The sequence below is a fragment of the Mesobacillus sp. genome (genome assembly GCF_057785455.1).
Map to the genome: position 1 here is coordinate 46,422 of NZ_JBYNSB010000009.1, position 25,986 is coordinate 72,407.

Annotated in this window: 23 protein-coding genes, 1 pseudogene and 2 riboswitches; of the genes and pseudogenes, 20 read left to right on the forward strand and 4 right to left on the reverse strand. The window is 44.1% G+C overall.

Translation table 11 applies throughout. The annotated features are described in order from the left end of the window. The first annotated feature begins 22 nt into the window (after window positions 1-22). The 4 genes from AC3EBE_RS02345 to AC3EBE_RS02360 all read left to right on the forward strand — a co-directional run bounded on the left by AC3EBE_RS02345 (window position 23) and on the right by AC3EBE_RS02360 (window position 4,384). Window positions 23-1,144: an MBL fold metallo-hydrolase gene (locus tag AC3EBE_RS02345; RefSeq protein ID WP_488593406.1), complete on the forward strand. Its 1,122-nt coding sequence runs from the start codon at window positions 23-25 to the stop codon at window positions 1,142-1,144. An 82-nt stretch (window positions 1,145-1,226) separates the two neighbouring features. Further along, window positions 1,227-1,454: a sulfurtransferase TusA family protein gene (locus tag AC3EBE_RS02350; RefSeq protein WP_023626705.1), complete on the forward strand. Its 228-nt coding sequence runs from the start codon at window positions 1,227-1,229 to the stop codon at window positions 1,452-1,454. Between the two features lie 80 nt (window positions 1,455-1,534). Next, entirely contained in the window at window positions 1,535-2,311 is a 777-nt protein-coding gene (locus AC3EBE_RS02355; RefSeq protein WP_488593407.1) for a sulfite exporter TauE/SafE family protein, read from the forward strand. A 246-nt stretch (window positions 2,312-2,557) separates the two neighbouring features. After that, a complete protein-coding gene (locus AC3EBE_RS02360; RefSeq protein ID WP_488593408.1) occupies window positions 2,558-4,384 on the forward strand; it encodes a M6 family metalloprotease domain-containing protein in 1,827 nt (608 codons plus the stop codon). Window positions 4,385-4,492: 108 nt separating this feature from the next. Here the strand turns inward: AC3EBE_RS02360 and AC3EBE_RS02365 are convergent, their stop codons facing one another. Further along, the gene (locus AC3EBE_RS02365) at window positions 4,493-5,386 is read right to left on the reverse strand and encodes a diacylglycerol/lipid kinase family protein (protein WP_488593409.1); all 894 of its coding nucleotides are present in this window, start codon (window positions 5,384-5,386) and stop codon (window positions 4,493-4,495) included. A gap of 406 nt (window positions 5,387-5,792) precedes the next feature. Between AC3EBE_RS02365 and AC3EBE_RS02370 the strand changes: the two genes are divergently transcribed. The 11 genes and pseudogenes from AC3EBE_RS02370 to AC3EBE_RS02420 all read left to right on the forward strand — a co-directional run bounded on the left by AC3EBE_RS02370 (window position 5,793) and on the right by AC3EBE_RS02420 (window position 16,530). Continuing rightward, a complete protein-coding gene (locus tag AC3EBE_RS02370) occupies window positions 5,793-6,572 on the forward strand; it encodes a transporter substrate-binding domain-containing protein (protein ID WP_488593410.1) in 780 nt (259 codons plus the stop codon). A gap of 37 nt (window positions 6,573-6,609) precedes the next feature. Continuing rightward, on the forward strand, window positions 6,610-7,275 hold the full coding sequence (locus tag AC3EBE_RS02375) for an amino acid ABC transporter permease (protein WP_488593411.1): 666 nt from the start codon (window positions 6,610-6,612) through the stop codon (window positions 7,273-7,275). A gap of 28 nt (window positions 7,276-7,303) precedes the next feature. Next, a pseudogene (locus tag AC3EBE_RS02380) lies at window positions 7,304-8,032 on the forward strand (amino acid ABC transporter ATP-binding protein). 301 nt (window positions 8,033-8,333) lie between these two features. After that, a riboswitch (cyclic di-AMP (ydaO/yuaA leader) is annotated at window positions 8,334-8,476 on the forward strand. Between the two features lie 179 nt (window positions 8,477-8,655). After that, window positions 8,656-9,996 carry a TrkH family potassium uptake protein gene (locus AC3EBE_RS02385; RefSeq protein ID WP_488593412.1) on the forward strand — a complete coding sequence of 447 codons (1,341 nt, stop codon included), beginning with the start codon at window positions 8,656-8,658 and terminating at the stop codon, window positions 9,994-9,996. A gap of 12 nt (window positions 9,997-10,008) precedes the next feature. Further along, the gene (locus AC3EBE_RS02390; protein WP_488593413.1) at window positions 10,009-10,665 is read left to right on the forward strand and encodes a potassium channel family protein; all 657 of its coding nucleotides are present in this window, start codon (window positions 10,009-10,011) and stop codon (window positions 10,663-10,665) included. A gap of 473 nt (window positions 10,666-11,138) precedes the next feature. Continuing rightward, complete coding sequence (locus AC3EBE_RS02395) at window positions 11,139-11,711, forward strand: chromate transporter (RefSeq protein WP_488593414.1); 573 nt, start codon at window positions 11,139-11,141, stop codon at window positions 11,709-11,711. Continuing rightward, window positions 11,711-12,241 (forward strand): chromate transporter, encoded by a 531-nt coding sequence (locus AC3EBE_RS02400; RefSeq protein WP_488593415.1) that lies wholly within the window; start codon window positions 11,711-11,713, stop codon window positions 12,239-12,241. Before AC3EBE_RS02395 ends, AC3EBE_RS02400 begins: the two co-directional genes overlap by 1 nt. Before the next feature lie 158 nt (window positions 12,242-12,399). After that, window positions 12,400-12,504, forward strand: a riboswitch (SAM riboswitch). A gap of 91 nt (window positions 12,505-12,595) precedes the next feature. Continuing rightward, the gene (locus AC3EBE_RS02405) at window positions 12,596-13,609 is read left to right on the forward strand and encodes a methionine ABC transporter ATP-binding protein (protein WP_488593416.1); all 1,014 of its coding nucleotides are present in this window, start codon (window positions 12,596-12,598) and stop codon (window positions 13,607-13,609) included. After that, window positions 13,599-14,264, forward strand: coding sequence for a methionine ABC transporter permease (locus AC3EBE_RS02410; protein ID WP_488593417.1), 666 nt, complete (start codon window positions 13,599-13,601; stop codon window positions 14,262-14,264). The genes AC3EBE_RS02405 and AC3EBE_RS02410 overlap by 11 nt, the downstream gene beginning before the upstream one ends. Window positions 14,265-14,288: 24 nt before the next feature. Beyond that, complete coding sequence (locus tag AC3EBE_RS02415; protein WP_488593418.1) at window positions 14,289-15,116, forward strand: MetQ/NlpA family ABC transporter substrate-binding protein; 828 nt, start codon at window positions 14,289-14,291, stop codon at window positions 15,114-15,116. 154 nt (window positions 15,117-15,270) lie between these two features. Further along, entirely contained in the window at window positions 15,271-16,530 is a 1,260-nt protein-coding gene (locus AC3EBE_RS02420) for a DUF445 domain-containing protein (protein WP_488593419.1), read from the forward strand. Window positions 16,531-16,950: 420 nt separating this feature from the next. Here AC3EBE_RS02420 and AC3EBE_RS02425 read toward each other — a convergent pair whose 3' ends face one another. From AC3EBE_RS02425 to AC3EBE_RS02435, 3 genes are all read right to left on the reverse strand, one after another. Then, complete coding sequence (locus AC3EBE_RS02425) at window positions 16,951-17,727, reverse strand: STAS domain-containing protein (RefSeq protein WP_488593420.1); 777 nt, start codon at window positions 17,725-17,727, stop codon at window positions 16,951-16,953. 149 nt (window positions 17,728-17,876) lie between these two features. After that, on the reverse strand, window positions 17,877-18,392 hold the full coding sequence (locus AC3EBE_RS02430) for a DoxX family membrane protein (protein WP_488593421.1): 516 nt from the start codon (window positions 18,390-18,392) through the stop codon (window positions 17,877-17,879). Between the two features lie 248 nt (window positions 18,393-18,640). Next, window positions 18,641-19,156, reverse strand: a complete 516-nt coding sequence (locus AC3EBE_RS02435) for a DoxX family membrane protein (protein WP_488593422.1) — start codon at window positions 19,154-19,156, stop codon at window positions 18,641-18,643. A gap of 253 nt (window positions 19,157-19,409) precedes the next feature. Here AC3EBE_RS02435 and AC3EBE_RS02440 point away from each other — a divergent pair, with 253 nt between their 5' ends. The 5 genes from AC3EBE_RS02440 to AC3EBE_RS02460 all read left to right on the forward strand — a co-directional run bounded on the left by AC3EBE_RS02440 (window position 19,410) and on the right by AC3EBE_RS02460 (window position 25,823). Then, window positions 19,410-20,600, forward strand: a complete 1,191-nt coding sequence (locus AC3EBE_RS02440) for an MFS transporter (protein ID WP_488593423.1) — start codon at window positions 19,410-19,412, stop codon at window positions 20,598-20,600. A gap of 190 nt (window positions 20,601-20,790) precedes the next feature. Further along, on the forward strand, window positions 20,791-22,176 hold the full coding sequence (locus tag AC3EBE_RS02445; protein ID WP_488593424.1) for an MBL fold metallo-hydrolase: 1,386 nt from the start codon (window positions 20,791-20,793) through the stop codon (window positions 22,174-22,176). A gap of 466 nt (window positions 22,177-22,642) precedes the next feature. Beyond that, complete coding sequence (locus tag AC3EBE_RS02450) at window positions 22,643-23,341, forward strand: winged helix-turn-helix domain-containing protein (protein ID WP_488593425.1); 699 nt, start codon at window positions 22,643-22,645, stop codon at window positions 23,339-23,341. After that, window positions 23,331-24,737, forward strand: coding sequence for a sensor histidine kinase (locus AC3EBE_RS02455; protein WP_488593426.1), 1,407 nt, complete (start codon window positions 23,331-23,333; stop codon window positions 24,735-24,737). Before AC3EBE_RS02450 ends, AC3EBE_RS02455 begins: the two co-directional genes overlap by 11 nt. 96 nt (window positions 24,738-24,833) lie before the next feature. Continuing rightward, the gene (locus AC3EBE_RS02460) at window positions 24,834-25,823 is read left to right on the forward strand and encodes a Gfo/Idh/MocA family protein (protein ID WP_488593427.1); all 990 of its coding nucleotides are present in this window, start codon (window positions 24,834-24,836) and stop codon (window positions 25,821-25,823) included. The last annotated feature ends 163 nt before the right edge of the window (window positions 25,824-25,986 follow it).

Consider the following 25,986-nt stretch of genomic DNA (forward strand, 5'->3'; position numbering starts at 1 on the left):
ACCCTAGGAGGTAAGAGTTGATATGAAAGCAATGACGTCTAAAGAAGTGACAAAAAAAGTATTCAATAAAGAACCATTTTTCATTCTTGATGTACGTAATGAAAGTGACTTCAATGATTGGAAGATCGAAGGCGAAAACTTCGAATATATGAACGTGCCATATTTTGATCTTCTTGATGGTGTAGAAGAAATCCTGGATAAGGTCCCAACTGATAAAGAAGTACTTGTAGTATGTGCAAAAGAAGGATCATCTGTCATGGTTGCTGAAATGCTTGAGGAAGCGGGCCGTGAAGTTTCTTACCTCCAGGGCGGAATGAAAGCCTGGAGTGAGCATCTGGAGCCAGTCAAGGTTGGCGATCTTAAAGATGGCGGAGCAATGTACCAATTCGTCCGTATCGGTAAAGGCTGCCTTTCATATGCTGTCGTTTCAAACGGCGAAGCAGCATTGATCGATGCTACAAGAATGACTGATGTTTACCTTGATTTCGCTAAAGAGGTTGGCGTTGAAATCAAGCATGTATTTGATACTCACCTGCACGCTGACCACATTTCAGGCGGCAGAAAAATTGCTGAAGCAACTGGTGCAACTTACTGGCTGCCTCCAAAAGACGCTGAGGAAGTTACATTCAGCTACCAGCCTCTGGAAGATGGAAATAACGTGAAAATCGGCGAAACAAACATCGATATCAACGCACTTTACACACCGGGCCACACTATCGGATCTACTTCATTTGTAGTAGATGAAAAATATCTTCTATCAGGGGATATACTATTCATTGACTCAATTGGACGTCCGGACCTTGCTGGTAAAGCAGAGGACTGGGTAACAGATCTTAGAAATTCACTTTACACACGTTACAAAGAGCTTTCCGAGGAGCTTGTTGTACTTCCAGCGCACTTCATGATCATTGAAGAGCTGAACGAAGACGGTAGCGTATCTGAAAAATTAGGCACTCTTTTCGCTAAGAACCATGGCTTGAACATCGAAGACGAAGCAGAATTCCGCAAGCTTGTAACGGAAAACCTGCCACCGCAGCCAAATGCATACCAGGAAATCCGTGAAACAAACATGGGTAAAATCAACCCAGATGAAGAAAAGCAAAGAGAAATGGAAATCGGGCCAAACCGCTGTGCGGTAAGATAAATTGTATTTTCCCATCAGGGGACCAGTTCTCCTGATGGCAATTCAAAAAAACTTGTAATGACAACTGAGGAGGAATTTTAACATGAACGTAGCAAAAGTATTAGACGCAAAAGGACTAGCTTGTCCAATGCCAATCGTAAAGACAAAGAAGGCAATCACTGACCTTCAATCTGGTGAAGTATTAGAAATCCATACAACTGACAAAGGCGCTGTTAAAGATCTAGCAGCTTGGGCACAATCAACAGGAAACGAACTTCTTAAGCACGAAGAAGAAAACGGTGTGTTCAAGTTCTGGATGAAGAAAGCCTAACTAAAAAAGGGGGGGATTTTCCCCCTTTTCCTGTTTCATTCATAAAAAAGAATCAGAAATAGTTTATAGGAGGAAGCCAAATGGATTTCACGTTTTTAATCGTCATATTTTTAATTGGTTTTATCGGATCTTACATTTCTGGTATGGTAGGTATCGGCGGTTCCATCATTAAATATCCAATGCTATTATATATTCCACCATTGTTTGGACTTGCCGCTTTCAGTGCCCACGAAGTATCAGGTATCAGTGCGGTGCAAGTATTCTTCGCAACAATCGGCGGTGTCTGGGCCTACCGTAAAGGCGGTTACCTGAACAAGACATTGATCATTTACATGGGTGCGAGCATCTTGGTCGGAAGCTTGATCGGAAGCTATGGTTCAAGATTCATGTCAGAGGGCGGCATCAACATCGTATATGGTGTCCTTGCGTTAATCGCGGCAGTCATGATGTTTGTCCCTAAAAAGAACGTGGATGATATCCCGCTTGACCAGGTTACATTCAATAAATGGCTGGCGGCCTTCTTCGCGTTCATCGTCGGTGTTGGAGCAGGGGTTGTCGGTGCAGCAGGTGCGTTCCTGCTCGTTCCAATCATGCTCGTTGTCCTAAAAATCCCTACCAGGATGACAATCGCTACTTCATTGGCGATCACATTCATTTCTTCCATCGGTTCAACTGTAGGTAAAATTGCTACAGGCCAGGTGGATTTTGTACCGGCACTTATCATGGTTGTAGCGAGTCTGATCGCTTCACCACTAGGTGCTACCGCAGGTAAAAAAGTAAATACAAAAGTCCTTCAATACATCCTTGCAATTCTGATTTTAGGTACAGCAATCAAGATTTGGCTGGACATTTTGTAAGATATCAAAGGCTTCGCTCATGCGAAGCCTTTTTATTTTGCCAATGAGCAAAGCTGACTATGGCATGATTGAAATCAATAATTACTTTATAGTCTTTTTATTGGGAAAATCTAGTCGAAATACTGAAAAATAAGTCTTTCGCATCACTAAGGAATCTATCAATCAATGCTTTCCTCCTATTTAGAATATACTGAATATTTATTATTATTAGGGAACAGAAATAAATTCTACTAGGGAGTGAAGATTATGTTAAAGGTCCTATCAACTTCCGCACTTACTCTGGCATTAGCCGGCAGTGCGGTTTTCGCAGGAATCAGTCCGGCTGATTCGGCTGCCAACCCCCAGAAAAAGTATGAAATCAGTCTTGCACACCATGTTGGTGCTGCACCGGAGCTAGTCGACAGAGCGAAGGAGCTTGGAATTGATATTTCCAAGGTTGACCCGGCGGAAAAAGCTGCACAGGCGGGAGCCAAGTTCCAGCAGCCTGGAGATAATCATGTCGCATATAAGAAAGCGACAGGGGATGTCCCGGTTCTCGTGCTTTTAGCCAAATACCCTGATGGTGACGAGCCGGTAGGCGATATGCCTGGACAAGTCCCGCCGCATTACTATGAGGACTTGATTTTCGGAACCGAGTACAACCCATATGAACTGCCACAATTCAAGCAGTTTGATGGTAAAGATGTGCCAAAAGACCGTACCATGCAAAATGCTTATAAAGAATCAAGTTACGGAAAAGTTAACTTAGTAAGAAAAGAAAACACTGAATTCGTATGGGTTGAGATGCCTAAGGGAGCTTCCTACTATCTAGATCAGGAAGGAATATATGCTGAAGGCGGCAAGTATGTAAATGGCAACGTAAACGGTGACGCACACACTGGTGAATTTGTCCGTGACCTATTGAAGGCTGCCGATGAGCAGGTTGATTTCTCTCAGTATGCAGTCGATGGAGAAGTTCCGAATGTATTCGTAATCCATGAAGGTACAGGCGCTGAATACAGCCGCGACCCAGGCCAATTCTGGTCCCACAAGTGGAGTCTCCTGAGTGCTTTATACTATGGTAAATACTATGAAACTGGAAAAACGACTCCTCAATATGAGGGTATGAGTCAAGGTGACTGGATTGACAAAACAGTCCAAGAAGATATGACCTACGATGGAGTTGTCGTCAATAACTACAATATCCAGCCGGGTATTGGCGGTAACGTTGCTGGTTTCGATGCTGCAACAAATACTTATAGCGACGAAAAGAAAACTGGCCCATTCCCAGTGCAGACTGGTGTTTATGCCCACGAATTTGGACATGCTTTAGGGCTGCCTGATTTCTACGATACAGTGTACACATCTGAAGGTGTCGGAAACTACTCAATGATGGCTGGCGGTTCCTGGATGCGTTATCCTGATAATGCTGCCTATGGCGGCAACTCGCCAACCCATTTTGATCCGTTCTCTAAGATCTTCCTTGGATGGGTAGATCCTATTGAAGTAAAGCCAGAAGATGGTGTCCAAACAATTACATTGCCAGCGGTCAACAAAGCACAAGCTGACAATGGCATTGTAAAGATGGAAGTTCCAGGCTCAAATGGAACAGAGTACTTCCTGTTTGAAAACATGCAGCAGGACGGCTTCAACAAAGGGATGATCCGCCAAGGGAAGGATGCTCATGGACTAGTGGCATGGCATGTGGATGAAAATGTCATCAACCTATACCAAACTGCAGGATTCCGTCCAAACAACGTTGAAAACTGGATGAACAAGCGCTTCCAGTACAATCAGTCACAAACTGCAAGCAATGGTGATGTTGTGACTCACTATGGTTTATCTGTCCTCCAGGCCGATGGATTATATGATCTAGAGAAGAATTTAAACCGCGGAGATGCTGCTGACTTCTTTAAGACTGGCAGCAAAATTACTCCTGTATCAGGAAATGTTCACTCTGGTTCTTACTACTTCTGGAAAGGCTTTAGTGATACACCTGCTGATTCCGGCATCCATGTAACAGACATTAAGGAGAATAAAGACGGTTCTATCACTGCAAAATTCTTCTACAATTTCAACTCTAGTGTAAAATAAGCAAGAAACCTGAACGGGATCGGTCCTGTTCAGGTTTTTTAATGTCTGGCTCAATATGAGTTTCTTTTAAAGCTGCGTTCAGCAAGGAAGTAGCGAGAGAAACCTGCACTATTCTTTGTCGTTCTTAGGGACAAAAACATTCAGATGCCCTGTTAAAACCTTCGCATGGAAAGGCAGCGGCTGTCCTTCTTCTCCATCTATGTTCACTACATGATCCTTATTGGAGGAAACATTGAGGAATGAAGTACGCACATATTCTATTTCCTCACTTTCCTTTAATTCACCCTTCAACAGGGAAGGAATGAGCGTGGCGATTCGCGGAAAGCTCATTTTTTTGAAAATAAAAGCATGGAACTTTCCATCGTTTACATCCGCATCAGGTGCGAGTGCTTCGAACCCGCCCACCGAGTTGGTAAGAGCAGCCAATAACAGGAAAGCTTCTCCTTCCCAGCTGCCATCCTCATACTCAACCTTCAATTGAATTGATTCACCGCTGATGAAGGACTTCGCACCTTCAAGGAAATACGCAAGTGATCCAAACTTTGTCTTTTGTTCAGCCGTAACGTTGTAGGAGGCTTCGGCAATAGAGCCGACAGCAAGCACATTGGCAAAATAACCTTCATCAATTTTTCCAATATCCACTCCAGCAGTATGCTGATCCTCCAATAATGCAATTGCTTCATACGGATCGAGAGGAATATTCAGTGCCCTGGCAAAGTCATTGATCGTGCCGAGAGGGATAATTCCAAGAGCAGGTCGATGGCTCTGTTCGGCAAGTCCATTGATCGCTTCATTGACCGTACCGTCGCCGCCCATCGCGATCACTGCATCATAAACGGCAACGCAGGCTTCAGTTGCAAAGGCCGCAGCATCTCCTTCTTTTTCTGTTTTCCTAATATCTATCTGACTATATTTCCCCCGCAGGGTTTCTTCGATTTTTTGCACATAATCATTCGCTTTTTCTTTTCCGGATGACGGATTCATGATAATCATTGCTTTCATCCCATCTGCCTCCAATCTTTGCCGAAGCTCTTAACTCTATTATTTACCTTTAAAAATTATCCAATAAACCATTCCATCTATTTATAGGGGAAAATCCCCTTCTCGGCGTACCTATAGGACATTCAGGCGAGGGAGTAGTCAGTGAATGTCTAATATAGGGGCTCTATAGGACATTCAGAAGGAAAAGTAGTCAGTGAAAGTCTTTTATGAGAGTTCTATAGGACATTCAGGAGGAGGAGTATTCAATGAATGCCCTATAGAGGGAGACCTCTTTAAATTTCATTACCTCAATTCCCATATATCTCCCATCCTTACAGCAACCTCCTTGGATTTTATGATTATCGCCTCTTGATATAGGGTATTTAGTTAACTAGCAAGCGAAAAAGAGAGAGGAGATCATAGGGGAATGCCAAAAAAATGGGTACTTTTTGCAGTGCTTGTGCTTTCAGCATTGTTTTTATCCGCCTGTGCCGAAAAGGAACAGCTTCAGGATGGAACAGAGCTGATTGACAAGGACGAGTTAGTTTTTACTGCTTCCGGCGAATTTAAGCCGTTCAGTTATTTAAATGATGATTTAACAATGACAGGCTTTGATATCGAAGTTGGAGAAGCAATCGCTAAAGAAATGGGACTCAAACCCGTTCAAAAAAGGATGAAATTCAAGGGGATTGTGGAAGGGGTAAAGACTGGGAGAGCTGATGTCGCGGTTGCCAGCCACACAATTAACCCTCAGCGAAGCAAGCATGTATTATTTTCAACTCCATATTACTATTCCGGTCCGCAAATATTTGTAAGGCCAGATAGCGGCATCAAGACTGTCGATGATTTAAAAGGAAAGGAAGTTGCTGTCGCAAAGGGTTCAACATATGCGGATACAGCCTCCAGATATACACCAAACATTAAGATGTATGACAGTGATATCACTGCATTGAAAGCCTTGAGCACAGGCCGCCATGACGCGGTCATCACCGACTTCGTCACAGGGAAAAGTGCTGCCAAGGAAGGCTTCCAGATTGAAGGAAGGCAGCTGATTGAACGGAGTGAGCAGGCTGTCGTTGTGCCAAAGGACAACCCTCAGCTTTTAAAACGGGTTAACGAAGCGCTTGAGAAGCTGCGCAAGGATGGCACACTTTCAAAAATCAGCGAGGAATACTTTGGCGAGGATATCACCACGAAGCCAGAGTAGACAGATAGATAATTTATAGAGAAGGGAAGTAAAAGCTTTGCCAAGTATAGGACATCTTTTTAAAACATTCATAGACAGCAGTGACCTGTTTATCGATGCGATGCTGCTTACACTGCAGCTGACCGTTGTATCAATTTTAGTAGGGATCGTGATAGGTCTATTCTTTGCACTCTTAAAAATTTCTAATATTAAACCGCTCGAATGGATTTCCGATGCGTATGTTTATCTCGTAAGGGGTACGCCATTAATCGTCCAAATCTTCATTTTATATTTCGGGATCAGCGGGATTTTCCTGATTCCTGATTTCTGGGCTGCGGCATTGGCGCTGGCCTTCCATAATGGTGCTTATATTGCTGAAATTTTCCGTGGTACGATTCAATCTGTCGATAAAGGGCAAATGGAAGCTGGACGTTCATTGGGTATGTCAAAGGCCCTGACAATGAGAAGGATCATTTTGCCTCAGGCATTCAGGCGTTCTCTGCCGCCGCTTGGCAACCAATTTATCATCGGCCTGAAGGACTCCTCACTGGCAGCCTTCATCTCGATGAATGAATTGTTCAACGTGGCAACAACACTTGGGTCGAACAACTTTGATGAAATGACTTATCTATTAATCGTAGCATTCTACTATTTAGTACTTGTCGCGATCTTGACATTGGCAGTGAGAGCGATTGAAAAGAGATTGGCCGTAAGTGACAGGTAAGGAGGGAAATTGTGTGTATACAAAAGAAATGATCCATATCGAAAATTTAAATAAGTCCTTTGGAGACCTGCATGTCCTGAAAGATGTCAATATTACTGTAAAAGAAAGTGACGTAGTCTGCCTTGTTGGTGCCAGTGGTTCTGGTAAAAGTACATTGCTGCGCTGCATCAATTTCCTTGAGAAGAAGGACAGCGGCAAAATCATTCTCGAGGGCAAGGAGGTTTCCCAGGAAACCCATGATATAAATGAAGTCCGCCAAAAGGTTGGGATGGTATTCCAGCATTTTAATCTTTTTCCACATATGACTGTACTTGAAAATATCATTGAAGCACCAGTCCATGTAAAAAAAGTTTCTAAAGATGCTGCAGTGAGAGAAGCAAAGGAACTGCTTGTGAAGGTCGGTCTTGAAGACAAGGCGGATGTCTATCCGAGCAAGCTTTCCGGCGGACAAAAGCAAAGGGTGGCGATTGCCCGCGCGCTGGCAATGAAGCCGGATATCATGCTGTTTGACGAACCGACTTCTGCATTGGACCCGGAATTGGTTGGAGAAGTACTGGCAACCATGAAGGAACTGGCTGAGGAAGGCATGACGATGGTGGTCGTAACCCACGAAATGGGCTTTGCCCGTGAGGTAGCCGACTAGATCGTCTACATGGATGAAGGCATTATCGTTGAAAAAGCAAAGCCAGAAGCATTCTTTACTAATCCAAAGGAAGAGCGCACGAAGGAATTTATCCAGACTACTGCTCTAAAATAAATGCTTTATCAGGCAGTCCAGTTGCAAAGCTGGGCTGCTTTTTTTGCTGAACAGACAAAATCTTAAATACTAATTTTAAGTAACCTCAGCCGATCTAACAAAGTTTAGATATTCTCCTTAAAAAACAAAGAAAAACAGTGATTCGGTGAGATAAGCAAGGATATGCTGGATGTTTTCGTATAATTTGGGCTCAAAGAGTCATTTTTAGCTTACTTTTCATGCTTTACAACTAGAAGTGCGCCGGAGTATGATTACAACAGTTTCAGATTTCATTCTATAGCGACAATTGAATAAGTTTCATATTTCTAAATCGCTGAATCCAATGGGAGCGGGGGAACCAACTATTGTGGGTGGTGATCCACTTGGGGTGAAGCCTTTTTAAAGGCGGGGCTATTCTGAGCCCTAATCCGACAGCTAACTCCGTAAGCGTTGCAGAAGAGGAAGGTGAAGCTTGTGAGACGAGTCTGTTCAAAAGTCCACAAGGCTATATCCGTTAGCCTCTGAGGGCTTTTTTGTTTTGTCTGATTTAAATAATCCGGATATTTACATTTGCTGAACAAGAAGCTCCTGCAGGAAATAATAAGAACAGAATTCCTCATACTAAGGGAAGAAGGGGAAACAACATGCGCAGGAAAATGCTTTTAAAGCTTGAGCCTCCTAAGGTGCTTGTCCTGGGTTTTGGGATCATCATAATGCTTGGCTCGATTCTGCTGTCACTTCCCGCTGCTACTGTAGATGGCAAAGGGCTCTCGTGGATGGATGCGTTGTTTACAGCCACTTCAGCGACCTGCGTTACCGGACTGGTAGTTGTTGATACAGGAGATACCTTCACTACTTTTGGTGAGGTAGTCATCCTTTCGATGATCCAGATTGGCGGACTTGGTTTCATGAGTTTTGCCACACTTCTGGCCTTCGTCCTGGGAAAAAAAATCTCTTTAAAAGAGAGGCTGGTCATCCAGGAATCATTGAATAACACCTCTGTGGAAGGGGTCGTCCGGCTTGTAAAACGGATCCTTATTTTTACAGCGTTGATTGAGATTACAGGTGGCATCCTGTTATCTCTGAGGTTTGCCCATGATATGGCTGCCGGCAAAGCGATTTACTTCGGCTTTTTCCATGCTGTCTCCAATTTTAATAATGCAGGATTTGACTTAATGGGAGAGTTTCGCGGGCTGACGGCGTACGTGAACGATCCGGTGGTTAACTTTACACTTATCTCGCTGATCAGTTTGGGCGGAATCGGCTTCATCGTAATGAATGAGCTGTTTGAATACAAAAGCACGAAACGAATTTCACTGCATTCTAAAATCGTACTTACAGTATCCGGTATTCTGGTGCTGATTGGGACGGTGCTGATCTTTTTGCTTGAATACAAAAATCCGGCTACTTTAAAACCGTTGTCCATGTCCGGGAAATTCTTGAGTTCTCTTTATCAAGCAGTTACGCCAAGGACTGCTGGCTCCAATACATTAAATATTGGCGATTTAACGCAAACAACATTATTCTTGATTATTTTTCTGATGTTTATCGGCGCTTCCCCAGGTTCGACTGGCGGCGGGATCAAAACAACCACATTCGCAATTCTGATGGGGGCGGTAAAATCCCAGATCCGTGGCAGGGAGGATGTCACCTTCTTTGGCAGAAGGATGGACTACACCATTATTTATAAATCTTTGACAGTAACACTCATTGCACTTTTTCTCGTTATATCCGTTACAATGGTGTTGACCGTGACAGAACCGGGAAAAGAGTTTCTGATGCTTTTCTTCGAGACGGTATCTGCCTTCGCAACAGTCGGCCTGTCGATGGGATTGACACCTGAGCTGTCACCGATGGGGAAGATTTTGATTACCTTTACGATGTTCGCAGGCCGGATTGGTCCGATGACACTAGCTTTTGCAGTAGCAAAAAAAAGAAAAGAAGACCATTACCGCTATCCGGCTGGGAAAGTGATGATTGGCTAGGAGGATGTACTTATGGCAAAGCAATACGCAGTAATCGGGATGGGCCGTTTTGGATCAAGTGTAGCGACCTCCCTTTATAATGAAGGAAACGATGTACTCGCAATCGATAAAAAAGAACAATATATTGAGGAATACAAGGAACACGTCACTCATGCAGTAATCGGCGATTCAACCGATGAGCAAACGCTGAGGGCTGTTGGAATCAGGAACTTTGATACAGTTATCGTTGCGATTGGCGACGACATCCAGGCAAGTATCCTGACAGTTCTCATCCTCAAGGAAATGGGAGTAGCCAATGTCGTCGCAAAAGCGCTCAACAAGCACCATGCACAGGTATTGTTCAAGGTCGGGGCAGACAAAGTCATCTTCCCGGAAAGAGATATGGGAGAAAGAGTAGCACATCAGCTGATGGCCTCACCTAACGTACTGAACTTCATCGAGCTTTCAGATGACTACAGCATTGAAGAAATCAAACTCCCAATGAGCATGGCAGGCAAAAACCTGATCGAGATCAATCTCCGTGCAAAATACAATATCACCGTTATCGGAGTAAAAACAGGTACGAAGGTAGACATTTCCCCTGACCCTGAAAAAACATTAAGAGCCGAAGACATCCTGATCGTTCTCGGAGAAAACGGAGATTTGAACAGATTTTCAAAAGTGAAATAATCTAGCTAGGCAGGCTGTTTTGTACAGCCTGCCTTATTTTTGGGGAAGATGCGTGGCGATTAATGACCTGCTGCTTCATTTGAGCCCTATTTTTCCGAGTATTGGAATTTTCGGTCATTAATGTGCTCTATTTATGGCCTTTTTCCGGTGGCTGGAATTTTCGGTCACAAATCTGCATCATTGGTCCCCTTTTTTCCGGTGCCTGATAATTTTGTTCAGCAACCAGTGTCAATTGCATCTGCACCATTCTCTCCATTGGCTCCCTGTATTTTAATAAACTGCAAACGATCAGGAAATAACCTTAGCCTAAAGCTGGGGAAGAGAAATATTTCGGTTTCCGTATTTAACATTAACAGGTAAAATGTAATTATCGCGGCTGATGTGCTGTGATACTTTTTACTTGTTTGTACAATCAGGGGATAGATAAATAGAAACTGGCATGGAAAAGTGATTACAAAAAGAAGGTGAAGGGCATGAAACAGGCTGATTTGTTTTTGGCTTTTTTTCGGGTCGGAATTCTCGGCTATGGGGGCGGTCCGTCCTCCATTCCACTAGTACATAAGGAAGTTGTAGAGAAATATAAATGGATGGATTCAGATGAATTCAGCGATATCCTTGCATTGGGAAATGCCCTCCCAGGTCCGATTAACACAAAAATGGCCGGTTATATCGGCTTCCGGGTGGGCGGAGTTCTTGGGATGATAACCGCGCTTGCAGCAACAATCATACCGACAATCATCTTGATGATCCTCCTCCTGACCGGTCTTAATGCCTACAAGGATGAGCCGTGGGTAAGCGGGATGGCCCAGGCTGTCGTGCCAGTTGTTGCTGTAATGCTTGCTGTCCTTACCTGGGACTTTATAAAAAAATCGGGTACCTCCAAGCTGGGATGGAAATGGACTGTTATTGCGCTCGGAGGCAGCCTGCTGCTGCTTCAGTTTCTGCACCTGCATCCAGCAATCCTGATTTTTGTGCTGTTAATCGGTGCCTTGCTCATGAAGGGACCATCTCCCTCCATGCAAAAAGATGCGGGAGGGGATAAGTGATGCTTTATTTTAAAATATTTTTGGCATTTTTCATTCCTGGGATTCTCGGCTATGGCGGCGGCCCAGCTTCCATTCCGCTGATTGAGAACGAGGTCGTCGACCGCTACGGCTGGATGACGGTCAATGAGTTCAGCGAAGTGCTCGCGATGGGTAATGCATTGCCGGGACCAATAGCCACGAAAATGGCCGGCTATATTGGCTATTCCGAGGGCGGGGTTCTGGGTGCTATAGTAGGAGTCTTTGCAACGGTGGCGCCTTCGCTGGTCTTGATGATCGGACTCCTTGGCTTGCTTATGAAGTTTAAAGATTCACCCAAGGTAAAACGGCTGACCATTATTGTCCGTCCGGTAATTGCTGTATTGCTTGGAGTCATGACCTACGATTTCCTTTTCTCTTCTTATGAAGGAGTCGGGCTTCTGCAGACCATTCTTATCGGCGGCATCAGCTATGTGTTAATGGAAAAGATGAAAGTGCATTCTGCTTATGTCATTGCTGGTGCATTAGTTTATGGAGCCCTTGTTTTATCATAAAAAGGGGGTTCCTATTTTCTATTTTGCTTTTTTGCTGAAAAAAATTTCTCTATACTGCCTCAACGATGAAAGCGATACCATTATAAAGTTCGCAAAAATACTATGTTGACAAACAAATCAGAAGGTTTTATGATTTCTATTATTAAAATTAAATAAGTTACTTATCAAGAGTGACCGAGGGACTAGGCCCTATGACGTCCGGCAACCTCCATTTTGGAACGGTGCCACTTCCTGCAGAATGAATTCATTCTGAGAGATAAGTCGTATAGATTTTTACGATGCCTCTTTCTGTGAATGAAAGAGGCATTTTTTATTTTTTACCGTTACGAAAGAACCTGGGACGGGGGGAAAGAAATGATTGAGATAAAAGAATTGGTCAAGGTATATGAAACGAAAAAAGGTACAGTTACCGGGGTTGATCATGTTTCATTAAAAGTTAATAAAGGGGAGGTTTTTGGAATCGTCGGCTACAGCGGAGCAGGGAAAAGCTCTTTGCTCAGATGCCTGAACCTCCTGGAAAAGCCGACGTCTGGCCAGGTGATCATCGACGGAGTCGAGCTCACTGGATTAAATAAAAATGACCTGCGCAAGGCGCGCTTGAAAATCGGTATGATTTTTCAGCATTTTCATCTGGTCAGTGCCAAAACAGTGAGTGAGAATATTGCTTTTGCATTAAAAGCGGCTGGCACTCCAAAAGGAGAAATTGCCGATAGAGTCGTAGAACTCCTGGATATGGTTGGCCTGTCAGATAAGAAAGATGTCTATCCGGCCCAATTATCCGGCGGCCAAAAACAGCGTGTCGGCATAGCGCGTGCGCTGGCGAACAACCCATCTGTGCTGTTGTGTGACGAAGCAACCTCTGCATTGGACCCAAGCACAACCCAATCGATTCTGGCTCTTTTGAAAAAGATCAATATCGAGCTAGGCATAACAATTGTTCTTATCACCCATGAGATGGAGGTAGTGAAGACCATTTGTGACAGAATGGCGGTTATGCAGGATGGAAAGGTCATCGAGGAAGGCAATGTATACGATGTTTTCGCCAACCCGCAGGAGCAGCTGACAAAAGACTTTGTAAACTCGATTCTCAAGTTCGATCTTCCTGAAAGGCTGCTGGAGGGAAGGTCCGGGAAAATCATCAAAATCTTTTTCCAGGGTGCGATCGCAGAACAATCCGTCATTTCCGATGTATTCCAGAAGTTCAAGGTCCGCGGCAATATCCTTCATGGAAAAATCGAATACATACAGGATGTACCTTTAGGTATTTTTATCATGGAGGTAACAGGAGATATACAAGAGCTTGATCGTGCAATCGACTATATCGGATCAAGAACAAAAAATCTGGAGGTGATTCACGATGCTGCCTGAAAGCCTGGTCTCCCTGCTTCCTGAATTGAACAAAGCTTTTTTTGAAACCATTTATATGGTCGGGATTTCAATCCTTGTGTCAGTCATTGTCGGGCTGCCAACGGGAGTGCTGCTGTTTGTGACTGATAAAGGCTTGTTCCTTGAAAATCGGATTTTTAAGAATATTGCTGGCTTCATCGTGAATATGATCCGTTCAGTTCCATTTATTATCCTGTTGATTGCCCTGCTGCCGCTGGCAAACTTAATCGCTGGTACGACAATCGGGCCAACAGCAGCATCTGTTTCATTATCGGTAGCTGCCATTCCGTTTTTTGCGAGAATTGTAGAGCAAAGCTTCCGGGAGATTGATAAAGGAGTCATTGAGGCGGCAGTCGCTACGGGTGCCACCCCGTGGATGATCATTAAAGATGTCCTTATTCCAGAAGCCCGCCCTGGAATCGTCCAGGGAGTGACGATTACAATCATCAGCCTTGTTGCATACTCAGCAATGGCAGGTATTGTCGGCGGCGGGGGAGTCGGGGACCTTGCAATCCGTTTCGGCTACTATCGCTATGACAACACCGTCATGATTACTACAGTTATTATCCTGATTTGCCTTGTCCAGCTTATTCAGTTCGGCGGGGATAAAATCGCCAGATTAGTAGATAAAAGATAACAATAAAAAATGGGGGTTATTTTAATGAAAAAGCTTTTGTACTCAGTCATCTTACTATTAACAATTGGATTGCTTGCTGCATGCGGCAGTGATTCATCTTCAACTGGAGAAGCCAAGGAAGACAGCAAACAGGTTACATTTGGCGCAACATCTGGACCGTACAGTGATATGGTATCAAAGGCAATCAAACCATTGCTTGAGAAAAAAGGCTATGAAGTAAAGATTGTGGAATTCAGCGATTATATCCAGCCAAACATCGCACTATCAAAAGGTGACCTGGATGCAAACCTGTTCCAGCATAAAGTATACATGGAGAATTTCGCAAAAGAACATAACATTGAATTATCTGAAGTCATCGTTGTTCCTACTGCTCCAATGGGCATCTATTCAAAGGAATTCTCATCGCTTGATGAAGTGGCAGAAGGTGCTTCAATCGCGGTTCCGAATGACCCAACAAATGCAGCCCGTGCCTTCTTGATTCTTGAGGATGCTGGTTTGATCACCCTTGATCCTAATGCAGATCCGCTGACTGTTTCTGAAAAAGATGTAAAGGACAACGTTAAAAACCTGCAGTTCAAACCGCTTGAAGCAGCTCAGCTTCCAAGAGCAGTGGAAAGTGTTGATCTGTCAGCTGTACCAGGGAACTTTGCACTGGCAGCAAAAATGAATCTCCTCGATGCCTTGCAGCTTGAAAAAATGCCTGATCAGTACCGCAACCGTGTTGTCATCAATACGAAAGACGAAAATGCACAGTTTGCAAAGGACATTAAAGAAGTAGTAGAATCACCAGAATTCGAAAAGGTGATTGATGAAGAATTTAAGGGCTTTGGTAAGCCTGAGTGGATGGAATAGGTTCCTTAATTAAGTCCCATAATCATGCGGAATTGACCGTATGGATATGGGACTTATTCATTTTTATAGCGCTGTTCCCTATAAATTGGTTAATATAGTAGATGAGATTTGTTTTTGATGAAGTACTACCATAAAGAAACACAGAGGGAGAATTATGAATACACGAGATAAAAAGTCCAGACATTTAGCGGCCATTTCTCTGGCCATCATGGGAATCGGCTTTCTGGCCGCCATTCCGTTCCAGGATTCTTTAATCGGAAAACTGCTGATGGGAGGATTTGAAGCAGGACTCGTTGGCGGGCTCGCTGACTGGTTTGCTGTCACTGCATTATTCAGGCACCCATTGGGAATTCCGATTCCGCATACAGCCCTTTTGCCGAAAAATCGTGACAGGGTAACGAACGCGTTGATCAATATGCTTGAAAACGATTGGCTGACGAAAGAAAGCATCATGGATAAATTCAAGCAAATCCATGTTCTGGATAAGATTTTTGAGACGGTGGAAAAAGAGCTTCATTCGGAATCTGTGAAGAAAAGCATCCAGAACTTCAGTCTTGAAACCGCACAAAAAATAGACGTGGAAAGATTTGCTCCAGCGATTGAAAGCGAAATAAAAGGCTTTCTTTTATCTGCTGATGTATCAGTCCTGTTAGAAAAAGCGTCCAGGCATGTTCTTGAAAAAGAATACGATGAGGCGGCATTCAACTATGTGCTGAATGAGACAGAGAAATGGGCTTCCAAAGAAGAAGCGAAGCTGGTCCTTGGGAAGCTGGGCAAGCAGGCCATCGAAACGACGCAAGCAGACGGATTATTGAAATTTGCGATTCAATCCTTCAGCAATATGATTACCGAAGAAAAAATCGGCAATATGCTCCAATCGTTCATTTTAAAAAGAATGAACAACCTCAAGAATAACGATAACCGCTACAGGCATATGATCCTTGAGAAAATCCGCAAGGAACTGGACGGTATCAGTGAGCGGGAAGCATTGATGCAGGAAATCCAGGGCTGGAAGGATAAAATGGTGAGTGAACTCGATTTGACTCACCAGATCAAAGATGTGCTTGTGAAATCAAAGAATCGAGCCATCGACTTCATAGAAAAAGAAACCTTTGTGGATGATCACGTCATTCCGCTTGTAAGCAAGTTCATCAGTGAAATTAAGAATGATGAGCAAAAAGTAGCTGCTCTTGAAAGCTGGCTCCATACCAAGCTTGCAGATTTAATTGAAAGGAACCATTCCAAAGTCGGCAAGCTGGTACGGGAAAATCTCGACAAGCTCGACACCGAAACCCTTATCGATATGATGGAAAACAATATTGGCAAGGATCTTCAATGGATCAGGGTGAACGGAGCTGTTTGCGGCTTCCTCATCGGGATCGGTTTAACCATTTTCAAATTTATCGTAATGTAGCAAAAGGCCAATCCGTTGTGCGGATTGGCCTTTTTTGCGCAGATATCTTCGGGGCGGGGAGATGCCTGAACTGGAAAATTGCATTGATAATTTCCAATTCGTCGATATCCGGGTCAATTTCGTCGATATATTGTTTTTTTCTTTTTTTCGCCGATATCGCATTCGATTTCGTCAATATGGCGTTCGTTTTCCTGGATATCCATGCCGTGTCCGTCGATATATTATTTTTTCGCCGAAATCGGTGCCATTATCGTTACGTTTTACCAGCTTACCTCAAAATCCGCGTTGTTTTCGCCAAACTCTAAGTTTACCCGCCGGGGTCCACATCTTTTCGTTAATTTGGACTGTATTTTTCCACTCGAATAGAAAATCCCCTGCGCATCTGGCAGGGGAGTCTGTGAAAAAGACATGGTATTATTATTAATCTTCCAATTTCACAAGCTTATAGCCTGTTTCCTTCCATACATGGCGGATGCCCTGAACGAAGGAACTGTAGCTTGGAACATTTACTTGAATGCCATCAAGGACAATCGACCTTGCCATTTCAGGCAGGATTCCTACATATATTGACTGGACTCCCATCAGCTTAAGAGAATTGACTACCTGCTGAAGACGGAAGCCGCTGGCAGTATCCAATTCCTCTGAAACGCCTGTAAAATCGAAGATAACATACTCATTCTGGTGTTCAGCACAGTGTGCCAGAACCTTGTTCTCCAATAGCTCCAGTCTGTCTTCGTTCAATTTTCCCATTATCGGCACGAGAACAGCAGTATCAACAGATAGAGGAATGATTGGCATATCGAGGATTTGCAGCTGCTTCCTGTTTTCCTCCAGCGTTTTCTCAAACTCCGTTACGTCCTCCCATGTCAGGATATAACCGAGATTGTCACCATCCTGGTTTTTCAGAGTGTCAACATGTATGTATGCCGAAAATTTATTGAAAAAATTGATCTTGGCTGTATGAGGGTAATTCCCTTTGGCAAGGATATTTTGCTGACGGAAACCTTCTAATTGGTGCAAATCCTTATTTAAAAAATCATCCGGATTGCTGATTTCTGAAAAAGGACCGATTTTTGTTAATAGCTGTCTTGCAGATTGATTTACGAAAACAATCTTAAAATCTGTATCTGTAATAATGATATTTTCATATATTTTATTTAATAGATGGACGGCATCAACTGATTGAAAGTTAAACATCGTATCGCTCCAATTCTGGGGGCTAATTAAATAAATTATAGCTAATTTTGGAAAAGTGTACAACGAATACCAAACAAATAAAATCCCCGTATCGCGCTCTGTGGAACTGCTGCGATGCGGGGATTGCTGGGAAGGCTGGTTAATGAAGGTCACTTGCTGTTATGTGATGCGCCAGCCTTATCTTTTAAAATTGTTTTGCGGATGAATGGAATGACCCATCTGTCTAAGCCGTATTTACCAGCGTTGAAGCCGGCGAACAGGAGGATGAAGCCAAAGAAGATATCTGTAGGATTATGAGAGACAGTACCTGCCAGGAAGAAGGAGAAATTCATCACTAAGCCGAAGAAGATAGCAGCAGTTGTTAAGCATCCAAGGATCAAGCCAACACCTACCAGGAATTCACCTACCGGGATAATGAAGTTGAACAGGTCGACATTCGGCAGCGCGAAGTTTTCCAGGAAGGATGCATACCAGCCATATACCATGTTTCCATCCGGCCCTTTTACCGGGTTAGCCACGGCATTGCTCAAATACCCAGTTGCATCAAACCCTTTGCCAGTCATTTTTCCCCATCCTGCCATCATCCAGTTATACCCAAGCCATAATCTGATCACTGTCAGCAGGCCAGCAGCGTAATTGCTTTCTCTTAACCATTTTGCGAACATATCAATCGCATCCTCTCAAGAATCATTTATGATTGCCTTACACTACACTATATGGAAATTGGATTTAATGATGATAAGGCTGGAAGTATGTTCACAAAACAGCAACAACAATATGTCTGATTTGCGAACAAAGTTCTAAAGGTGCGCCAGCTGGAGGCTTTAGGGGAAGCGGGAATCTATCAGCAGTAAAACTGAATGCGCAAAAAAAAGAGCCTGATGAAAGGCCCTTTTATCAAGTGGTTTTAAAGTTAAGCAGCGTTGTTCGCTGCGTTTTGTTCTTTTTTGAAGACAGCTTTGCGGATGAAAGGAACAACCCATCTGTCTAAGCCATATTTACCAGCGTTGTAGCCAGCGAACAGGATAATGAAGCCGAAGAAGATGTCAGTAGGGTTATGAGATACAGTCCCGGCAAGGAAGAAGCTGAAGTTCATTACAAGGCCGAAGAACATGGCGGCAGTTGTCAGGCATCCAAGGATCAGGCCAAGGCCAATCAGGAATTCACCCAGCGGAACGATGAAATTGAAGATATCAACGTTTGGCAGTGCAATGTTTTCCAGGAAAGATACATACCAGCCATAAACCATGTGTCCATCCGGCCCTTTTACCGGATTGGCTACAGCATTTTTAAGGTATCCAGTTGCATCAAAGCCCTCTCCAGTCAATTTTCCCCATCCAGCTGTCATCCAGTTATATCCAAGCCATACCCGAATGACTGTCAGCAGGCCAGCGGCACCATTGTTTTCTCTTAACCATTTAGCTAACATCTGAATCGCTTCCCTTCAAAAATAAGTAATGTTTGATTACACTTACAATATATCAGAAACTGGAATTAAGGAGACAGAAATGTGAAACTGTTCACAAATTAGTAACAAGAAATTGGCGGAATCTTGAACATAATTATGAAAAAGAGGGAAAAGCCATATTAGGTTAGCAAAACTTGTTCACCCTAATAGAAAATCAGATCGCCGATAGGCATGGATAGAGCCGGTTTTGATTCAGAAAGGAGATACTTTCGACATGGATAAACAATCAAATGCAGTGACCCAGGCCCAAAATCAGGGGTCAGAAAAAATTTGGAGCAGGGACTTTGTATTTATCCTCATGGCCAACTTCTTTATCTTTCTTGGCTTTCAAATGACATTGCCGACCATCCCGTTGTTTGTAGAGCATCTCGGCGGAAATGATCAACTGATCGGTTTTGTCGTAGGCATCTTTACGTTCTCGGCCTTGCTGGTCCGCCCATATGCCGGAAGATTGCTGGAAACAAAGGGAAGAGCGTTTGTATACCTGACAGGACTTATTATTTTTGTCCTCTCAGTGGGATCTTACGGATTTGTTTTAGGGATAGGATTACTATTCCTAATGAGGATCGTGCAGGGTTTAGGATGGGGTTTTTCAACAACAGCATCCGGAACGATAGCTACTGATTTAATCCCGCCACGGCGAAGAGGAGAGGGAATGGGCTATTTTGGCCTGTCAGGAAACCTTGCACTGGCGTTCGGCCCTTCGCTTGGTCTCGCCCTTGCAGATGCTATTACATTTAAGCAGCTGTTTTTTGTATGTGCCGTGCTTGGCTTGATTTCTTTTCTATTTGCCTCAAGAATTACTTATAAAAAAGTGGAGAAGATGCAGCCTGATACGGAGAGGAACAAGTGGGATTTCTATGAAAAGACCGCGCTGCATCCATCTTTTCTGCTATTTTTCATAACGGTCACTTTCGGTGGGATTACATCCTTCCTGCCGATTTATTCCGCGCAGAAGGGTGTTTCGGGGATTCAATGGTATTTTCTGATCTTTGCTATATTCTTAATGCTGTCCAGGACATCTGCCGGGAAGATTTATGATAAAAGAGGGCATCGGGCAATCTTTATTCCTGGTGCAGCTTTGATCATGATCGCGATGGTATTGCTGGCATGGCTCCCGAATAGTCTTGTCATGTTCATCGCTGCTGGATTTTACGGCTTCGGATTTGGCGCGGTTCAGCCAGCACTGCAGGCGTGGTCCGTCGAGCAGGCGCCGCTGAACAGGAAGGGAATGGCAAATGCAACCTTCTTCTCCTTTTTCGATCTGGGCGTTGGAATCGGCGCGATGGCATTCGGCCAGATCGGCCACTGGCTTGGATACAGCAGCATTTACATTGCCTCGGCATTATCTGTATTAGCTTCAATTTTTCTATATTTGTATCTTACGAGGAAACCTGTTCTATAAAATAGAGCGGGTTTTTTAATGCTATTATTTGTAAGCGGTCATAATTTCAGGGTAAAATACACTTATAGGTATATTTTGGAATCGAAGATATCCGCATAAAACTTTTTAAGTAATATGGTACGGGGTATAGAGAACATTAGTAATCATAAAAACCAAATTGACGAAATTAAACTGAAGAGGAGGAATTATTATGTATTTCAAATCATTTTTCGATGAGCAGCTTGCACATATGTCCTATTTGATTGGATGCCAGCGGACGGGTGAGGCCATTGTCATTGACCCGGCCAGAAACATCCAGCCTTATCTGGATGTAGCAAAAAAAGAAGGCTTCAACATATCGGCTGTTACAGAAACACATATCCATGCAGATTATTTATCAGGTGCACGGGAGCTGGCGCATCATAATGGCGCAAAGCTCTATGTCTCTGATGAAGGCGACAAGGATTGGAAATATCAGTATGTCGATCAATATGAACATGAACTGCTTACAGAAGGCTCCACCTTCAATGTCGGAAATGTTCATTTTGATGTCCTTCATACACCAGGGCACACGCCTGAGAGCATATCGTTCCTGCTGACCGATAAGGGAGGCGGCGCAAATGAACCGATGGGTATTTTTACAGGAGATTTCCTGTTCGTAGGGGATGTAGGGCGCCCTGATTTACTTGAAAAAGCAGCTGGAGTGACAGGCACATCCGAATCTGGGGCACGCGATATGTTTGCATCACTCCGCAAGGTCGAAAAGCTATCCGACTTCCTGCAGGTGTGGCCAGCACACGGCGCAGGAAGCGCATGCGGAAAATCGCTCGGGGCCGTTCCGATGTCGACATTAGGCTATGAAAAGAAATTCAACTGGGCTTTCCAGGTCAATGAAGAGGAAAAGTTTGTAGAAGAATTGCTGGCAGGTCAGCCTGAACCGCCAAAGTACTTTGCCCAGATGAAAAAATTGAACAAAACCGGGCCTGAGCTGCTGCGCAAGGAAGAAACACCAAAGGTATCCCTGGCTGACACAGCTGGCGCTGCAGTCGTCGACACCCGACAGGCGAAGGAATTTGCTGAAGGTCATGCAGAGGGAACCATCAACATCCCTTATAACAAATCATTCACAAACTGGGCAGGCTGGCTATTGAGCTATGACAAAGATATCGTCTTGATTGCAGATCAGGAAAAACTGCCTGAAATCAAGAAATCCCTTCAATCAATCGGTCTCGACCAGGTTACTGGCTATATAGATGCAAACGAACTAGGGCGTAATCAGGAAGAGTATCAAAATGTTACAGCAAGCAAGGCAAAAGAACTGATGGAAACCGAAGATTATGCTGTCATCGACGTGCGAAACCAAAGCGAGTGGGACAGCGGACACATCCCGGGTGCGCACCATTTAATGCTTGGTACACTGACAGATCAGCTGGATGAGATTCCAAAAGACAAGAAAATCATCGCCCACTGCCAGTCAGGAGCACGCTCAGCCATAGGCACAAGCCTGCTGCAAAAGCACGGCTTCAAGGAAGTCCTCAATCTCGAAGGCGGCTTCTCTGCCTGGGAAAAAGAAGGATTGCCAGTGAAGAAAGATTAACTTAGGTGAAAGCCAGCTCAGGTGGTTGAGCTGGCTTTTTGTGTGCTTGGCCATTTATAGATGCCCTGATTGAGTGAAAACGCCCGAGGCGGTAATCTTAAGGTTTTATAGTTGCCCTGTAGGGAGGTAAAAGGCCTGATGAGGTAATTTAAAAGCTTTATAGATGCCCTCCATGGAAGAAAAACGCCGGGGGAGGTAAACTAGATGCCTTATAGATGTCCTGCGTGGAAAGAAATGCTTTATCAGGTAATCAAGAATCTTTATAATTGCTCTGCCCTCAATAAAAATGGCTGACCAGGTATCAATTGCTATCACTTCAAAAAAACGTACCAACCATCCCCGGGAAATATGAAAAAACTATGTCCAAATCATTAATTAATCTGTAAGAATAGCCAAATGAGTTGATTCTCTAGCTATTCCGTTTTATGTTAATTAATAACAGATTTCCGGATATGGAGAGATTAACATGAAAATTCTTGTGATTGAGGATAATGAAAGTGTCTGTGAAATGATTGAGATGTTCTTTTTAAAAGAGGGAATTCAAGGGCAGTTTGTCCATGATGGCCTTAAAGGGTATGAGGCATTCAAAAATGGCAGCTGGGATTTGCTGATTGTTGATTGGATGCTGCCGGGCATGGATGGCGTCGCGCTGTGCCGGAAGATCAGGCAGGAGGGCAGTGACATTCCGATCATCATGCTCACTGCCAAAGACAGTGAATCCGATCAGGTGCTTGGACTTGAGATGGGCGCTGATGATTATGTGACGAAACCATTCAGCCCATTGGCCCTGATGGCAAGGATCAAGGCAGTCGCACGCCGTTACCAAAAGCAGCAGCCAGAAGAAAAAGGGCTCGTAGGCTCGTCCCGGATAAAAATCAACAAAGATACGCGTGAGGTTTTTCTTGATGGCACCCCCATTTCCAACCTGACTCCCAAGGAATTTGACCTGCTTTCCTTTTTCGCGCAGCATCCGCGCCAGGTATTCACGAGGGAACAGCTGCTGGAGCGCGTCTGGGGCTATCAATATTATGGTGACGAGCGCACCGTCGATGTGCATATCAAGCGGCTGAGGAAGAAAATCGGCACTGAGGAGCAGCCATTTTTCCATACCGTCTGGGGAGTGGGTTATAAATTTGATGAATCGGTAGATGGCAATGAAGGTTAAGTATATTTACCAGCAATTCATCAGCCATATCAGCATCATTATCGTGGCATTCCTTCTGCTGAGCCTGGTTTTCACCCATTATGTTGAGACGCTAGTCTATGAAAATAAAACGGAAGAGCTGATATCCTACGGAGAAAACATCCGCAGGGATCTGCAGCGGGGAAACGAGCGTGCAGACCAGATCATTAACCAGTATGCGAGGGTGTTATTCGGGCGGGATATTCAGTTCAGTGTGTTTGATGAAAATGCCCGTCTCCTGAATCCGATCAAATGGCGAGGGCCTGCACTTGAATTGACCGAGACTGAATGGCGAAAGCTTACGAACGGCAAGCCGATCATCGAAAAGTATGTGCTTGAGCGCTATGACCAGGATGTAACACTTGTGGTCCTTCCTATTTTAGACAGAGGGAATTTCATCGGAGGAATCCTGCTGATATCCCCGATTAGCGGCGCCAGGGAAATGATTGGCGAAATCAATAAATATCTATTGTATACCGTCCTAATCGCACTGGCAGTATCATTCCTGCTGAGCTGGTTATTGTCACGGATCCATGTGAACAGGATCAAGCGACTGCAGGAGGCAACATCCTTAGTGTCGGCTGGAGATTATAGCGTAAGTGTACCTTCCTCTGATTTTGATGAAATCGGGGAACTGGCGAAGGATTTTAACAGGATGGTCAGCAAGCTTGATGAATCTAAGTCAGAAATTGAAAGCCTTGAGAACCGGCGCCGGCAATTCATGGCTGATGTCTCTCATGAATTGCGCACACCCCTGACGACAATCAGCGGGGTGATCGAGGGTTTGAAGAATGACATGATCCCCGAAGCTGAAAAAGAAAGAGGCATTAACCTTGTCAGCAAGGAAACGAAACGCCTGATCCGGCTGGTGAATGAGAACCTTGATTATGATAAAATCCGATCCAACCAGGTGCAGCTTATGAAAGAGGAAATTGAGTTGATCGAGGTGTTTGAAATCATCAAGGACCAGCTTGATCTCCAGGCAGAAGAGCGCAATAATCAAATTGTGATTGAAGCGGATGAAGACGTGATGGTGAATGCAGACTATGACCGCCTCGTCCAAATTCTCATTAATATTGCAAAAAACAGCATCCAATTTACCGAAAATGGTACGATTTTTCTCCGCGGCAGGATGGGGGATGAAAAGACACTCATTGAAATTGAGGACACTGGCATTGGAATCCAGCCAGAGGAGATAGAAAAAATCTGGCATCGTTTTTATAAGGCTGATATTTCGAGAACGAGCACCCCATTTGGTGAATTTGGTTTGGGCCTGTCGATTGTGAAACAGCTTGTCCAAATGCATGATGGGGATATTCATGTGGAAAGTGAGCACGGAAGAGGGACAAAGTTTGTGATCGAACTGCCCTTCAGATAGAATGGTGAAGAAGAAAGCTGCAGGCAATGCCTCCAGCTTTTGCTTTTTTATTACATAATTTCAAACACTTTGTTTTTATAGGAAAGGATGATTACAGTGGTACGTTTCGGAGTAGTGGGGACCAATTGGATTACGGAGGCCTTTATTTCAGGGGCAAAAAATCATCAGGATTTCCAGCTGGCAGCGGTTTATTCCCGCACAGAAGAGAAAGCCCGTGCGTTTGCAGGCAAATACGGTGTCGAACTTACTTTTACCAGCCTGGAAGAAATGGCAAAAAGCGAGGCCGTTGATGCGGTCTACATAGCCAGCCCTAACTCGCTGCATGCGAGCCAGGCCATTGCCTTCATGGAAAATGGCAAGCACGTCCTTTGCGAGAAGGCGATTGCTTCGAATAGCAGCGAGCTTGAAGAAATGATCCAAATAGCCAGAAAAAATAATGTGCTGCTGATGGAAGCACTGAAATCTACATTGCTGCCAAACTTCAAGTCTGTCCAGGAGAATCTCTCCAGAATCGGAAAGATAAGAAGATATTTCGGGAGCTACTGTCAGTATTCATCCCGCTATGATGCGTATAAAGACGGGACGGTACTGAATGCCTTCAATCCAAATTTCTCAGCAGGTTCACTGATGGATATCGGGATTTACTGCATTTATCCAGCTGTCGTTTTATTCGGCGAGCCAAAGAGCATCCAGGCAACTGGCTATGTCCTCGAATCAGGTGTGGATGGGGAAGGCAGCCTTTTGCTAAAGTACGATGAAATGGATGCGGTCATCATGTTCTCGAAAATCACGAATTCGTCTCTGCCTTCTGAAATCCATGGAGAAGACGGGAATATTCGAATCGATAAAATCAGTACGCCTGAGAAAGTAGAAATTCTATACCGTGATGGCAGGACGGAGGACTTATCGAGGCAGCAAATTGAGGATAATATGTTTTATGAAGCAGAGGAGTTCATTAATCTGATTCAAGCTGGGAAGACAGAATCAGAGAACAACTCACTGGAGAACTCAAGAATCACGATGAAAATTCTTGATGAAGCCAGGAGGCAAATGGGTGTCAGCTTCCCAAGTGACAAGGAGAAATAAGTAAATGGGCAGGTGCTGAATATTGATAAGCTCCCCCTAAGGTAGACAGATTAAAAAATAAAAATCTGTTTTCACTTAGGGGGAGCTTTTTGTGTCCAATAGATATTATTCTAGTCAGTTTAAATATGAAGCAATAACCGCATATAAAAATGGTGATTACACC

Excerpts from the sequence above, each read along its gene's own strand:
- AC3EBE_RS02405 (WP_488593416.1), top strand. The coding sequence starts at position 12,596 with ATGATTGAGATAAAAGAATTGGTCAAGGTATATGAAACGAAAAAAGGT.
- AC3EBE_RS02390 (WP_488593413.1), top strand. The coding sequence starts at position 10,009 with ATGGCAAAGCAATACGCAGTAATCGGGATGGGCCGTTTTGGATCAAGT.
- AC3EBE_RS02360 (WP_488593408.1), top strand. The coding sequence starts at position 2,558 with ATGTTAAAGGTCCTATCAACTTCCGCACTTACTCTGGCATTAGCCGGC.
- AC3EBE_RS02370 (WP_488593410.1), top strand. The coding sequence starts at position 5,793 with ATGCCAAAAAAATGGGTACTTTTTGCAGTGCTTGTGCTTTCAGCATTG.
- AC3EBE_RS02365 (WP_488593409.1), bottom strand. The coding sequence starts at position 5,386 with ATGAAAGCAATGATTATCATGAATCCGTCATCCGGAAAAGAAAAAGCG.
- AC3EBE_RS02455 (WP_488593426.1), top strand. The coding sequence starts at position 23,331 with ATGAAGGTTAAGTATATTTACCAGCAATTCATCAGCCATATCAGCATC.
- AC3EBE_RS02395 (WP_488593414.1), top strand. The coding sequence starts at position 11,139 with ATGAAACAGGCTGATTTGTTTTTGGCTTTTTTTCGGGTCGGAATTCTC.
- AC3EBE_RS02440 (WP_488593423.1), top strand. The coding sequence starts at position 19,410 with ATGGATAAACAATCAAATGCAGTGACCCAGGCCCAAAATCAGGGGTCA.
- AC3EBE_RS02435 (WP_488593422.1), bottom strand. The coding sequence starts at position 19,156 with ATGTTAGCTAAATGGTTAAGAGAAAACAATGGTGCCGCTGGCCTGCTG.
- AC3EBE_RS02400 (WP_488593415.1), top strand. The coding sequence starts at position 11,711 with ATGCTTTATTTTAAAATATTTTTGGCATTTTTCATTCCTGGGATTCTC.
- AC3EBE_RS02385 (WP_488593412.1), top strand. The coding sequence starts at position 8,656 with ATGCGCAGGAAAATGCTTTTAAAGCTTGAGCCTCCTAAGGTGCTTGTC.
- AC3EBE_RS02425 (WP_488593420.1), bottom strand. The coding sequence starts at position 17,727 with ATGTTTAACTTTCAATCAGTTGATGCCGTCCATCTATTAAATAAAATA.
- AC3EBE_RS02345 (WP_488593406.1), top strand. The coding sequence starts at position 23 with ATGAAAGCAATGACGTCTAAAGAAGTGACAAAAAAAGTATTCAATAAA.
- AC3EBE_RS02410 (WP_488593417.1), top strand. The coding sequence starts at position 13,599 with ATGCTGCCTGAAAGCCTGGTCTCCCTGCTTCCTGAATTGAACAAAGCT.
- AC3EBE_RS02420 (WP_488593419.1), top strand. The coding sequence starts at position 15,271 with ATGAATACACGAGATAAAAAGTCCAGACATTTAGCGGCCATTTCTCTG.
- AC3EBE_RS02415 (WP_488593418.1), top strand. The coding sequence starts at position 14,289 with ATGAAAAAGCTTTTGTACTCAGTCATCTTACTATTAACAATTGGATTG.
- AC3EBE_RS02430 (WP_488593421.1), bottom strand. The coding sequence starts at position 18,392 with ATGTTCGCAAAATGGTTAAGAGAAAGCAATTACGCTGCTGGCCTGCTG.
- AC3EBE_RS02450 (WP_488593425.1), top strand. The coding sequence starts at position 22,643 with ATGAAAATTCTTGTGATTGAGGATAATGAAAGTGTCTGTGAAATGATT.
- AC3EBE_RS02445 (WP_488593424.1), top strand. The coding sequence starts at position 20,791 with ATGTATTTCAAATCATTTTTCGATGAGCAGCTTGCACATATGTCCTAT.
- AC3EBE_RS02350 (WP_023626705.1), top strand. The coding sequence starts at position 1,227 with ATGAACGTAGCAAAAGTATTAGACGCAAAAGGACTAGCTTGTCCAATG.
- AC3EBE_RS02355 (WP_488593407.1), top strand. The coding sequence starts at position 1,535 with ATGGATTTCACGTTTTTAATCGTCATATTTTTAATTGGTTTTATCGGA.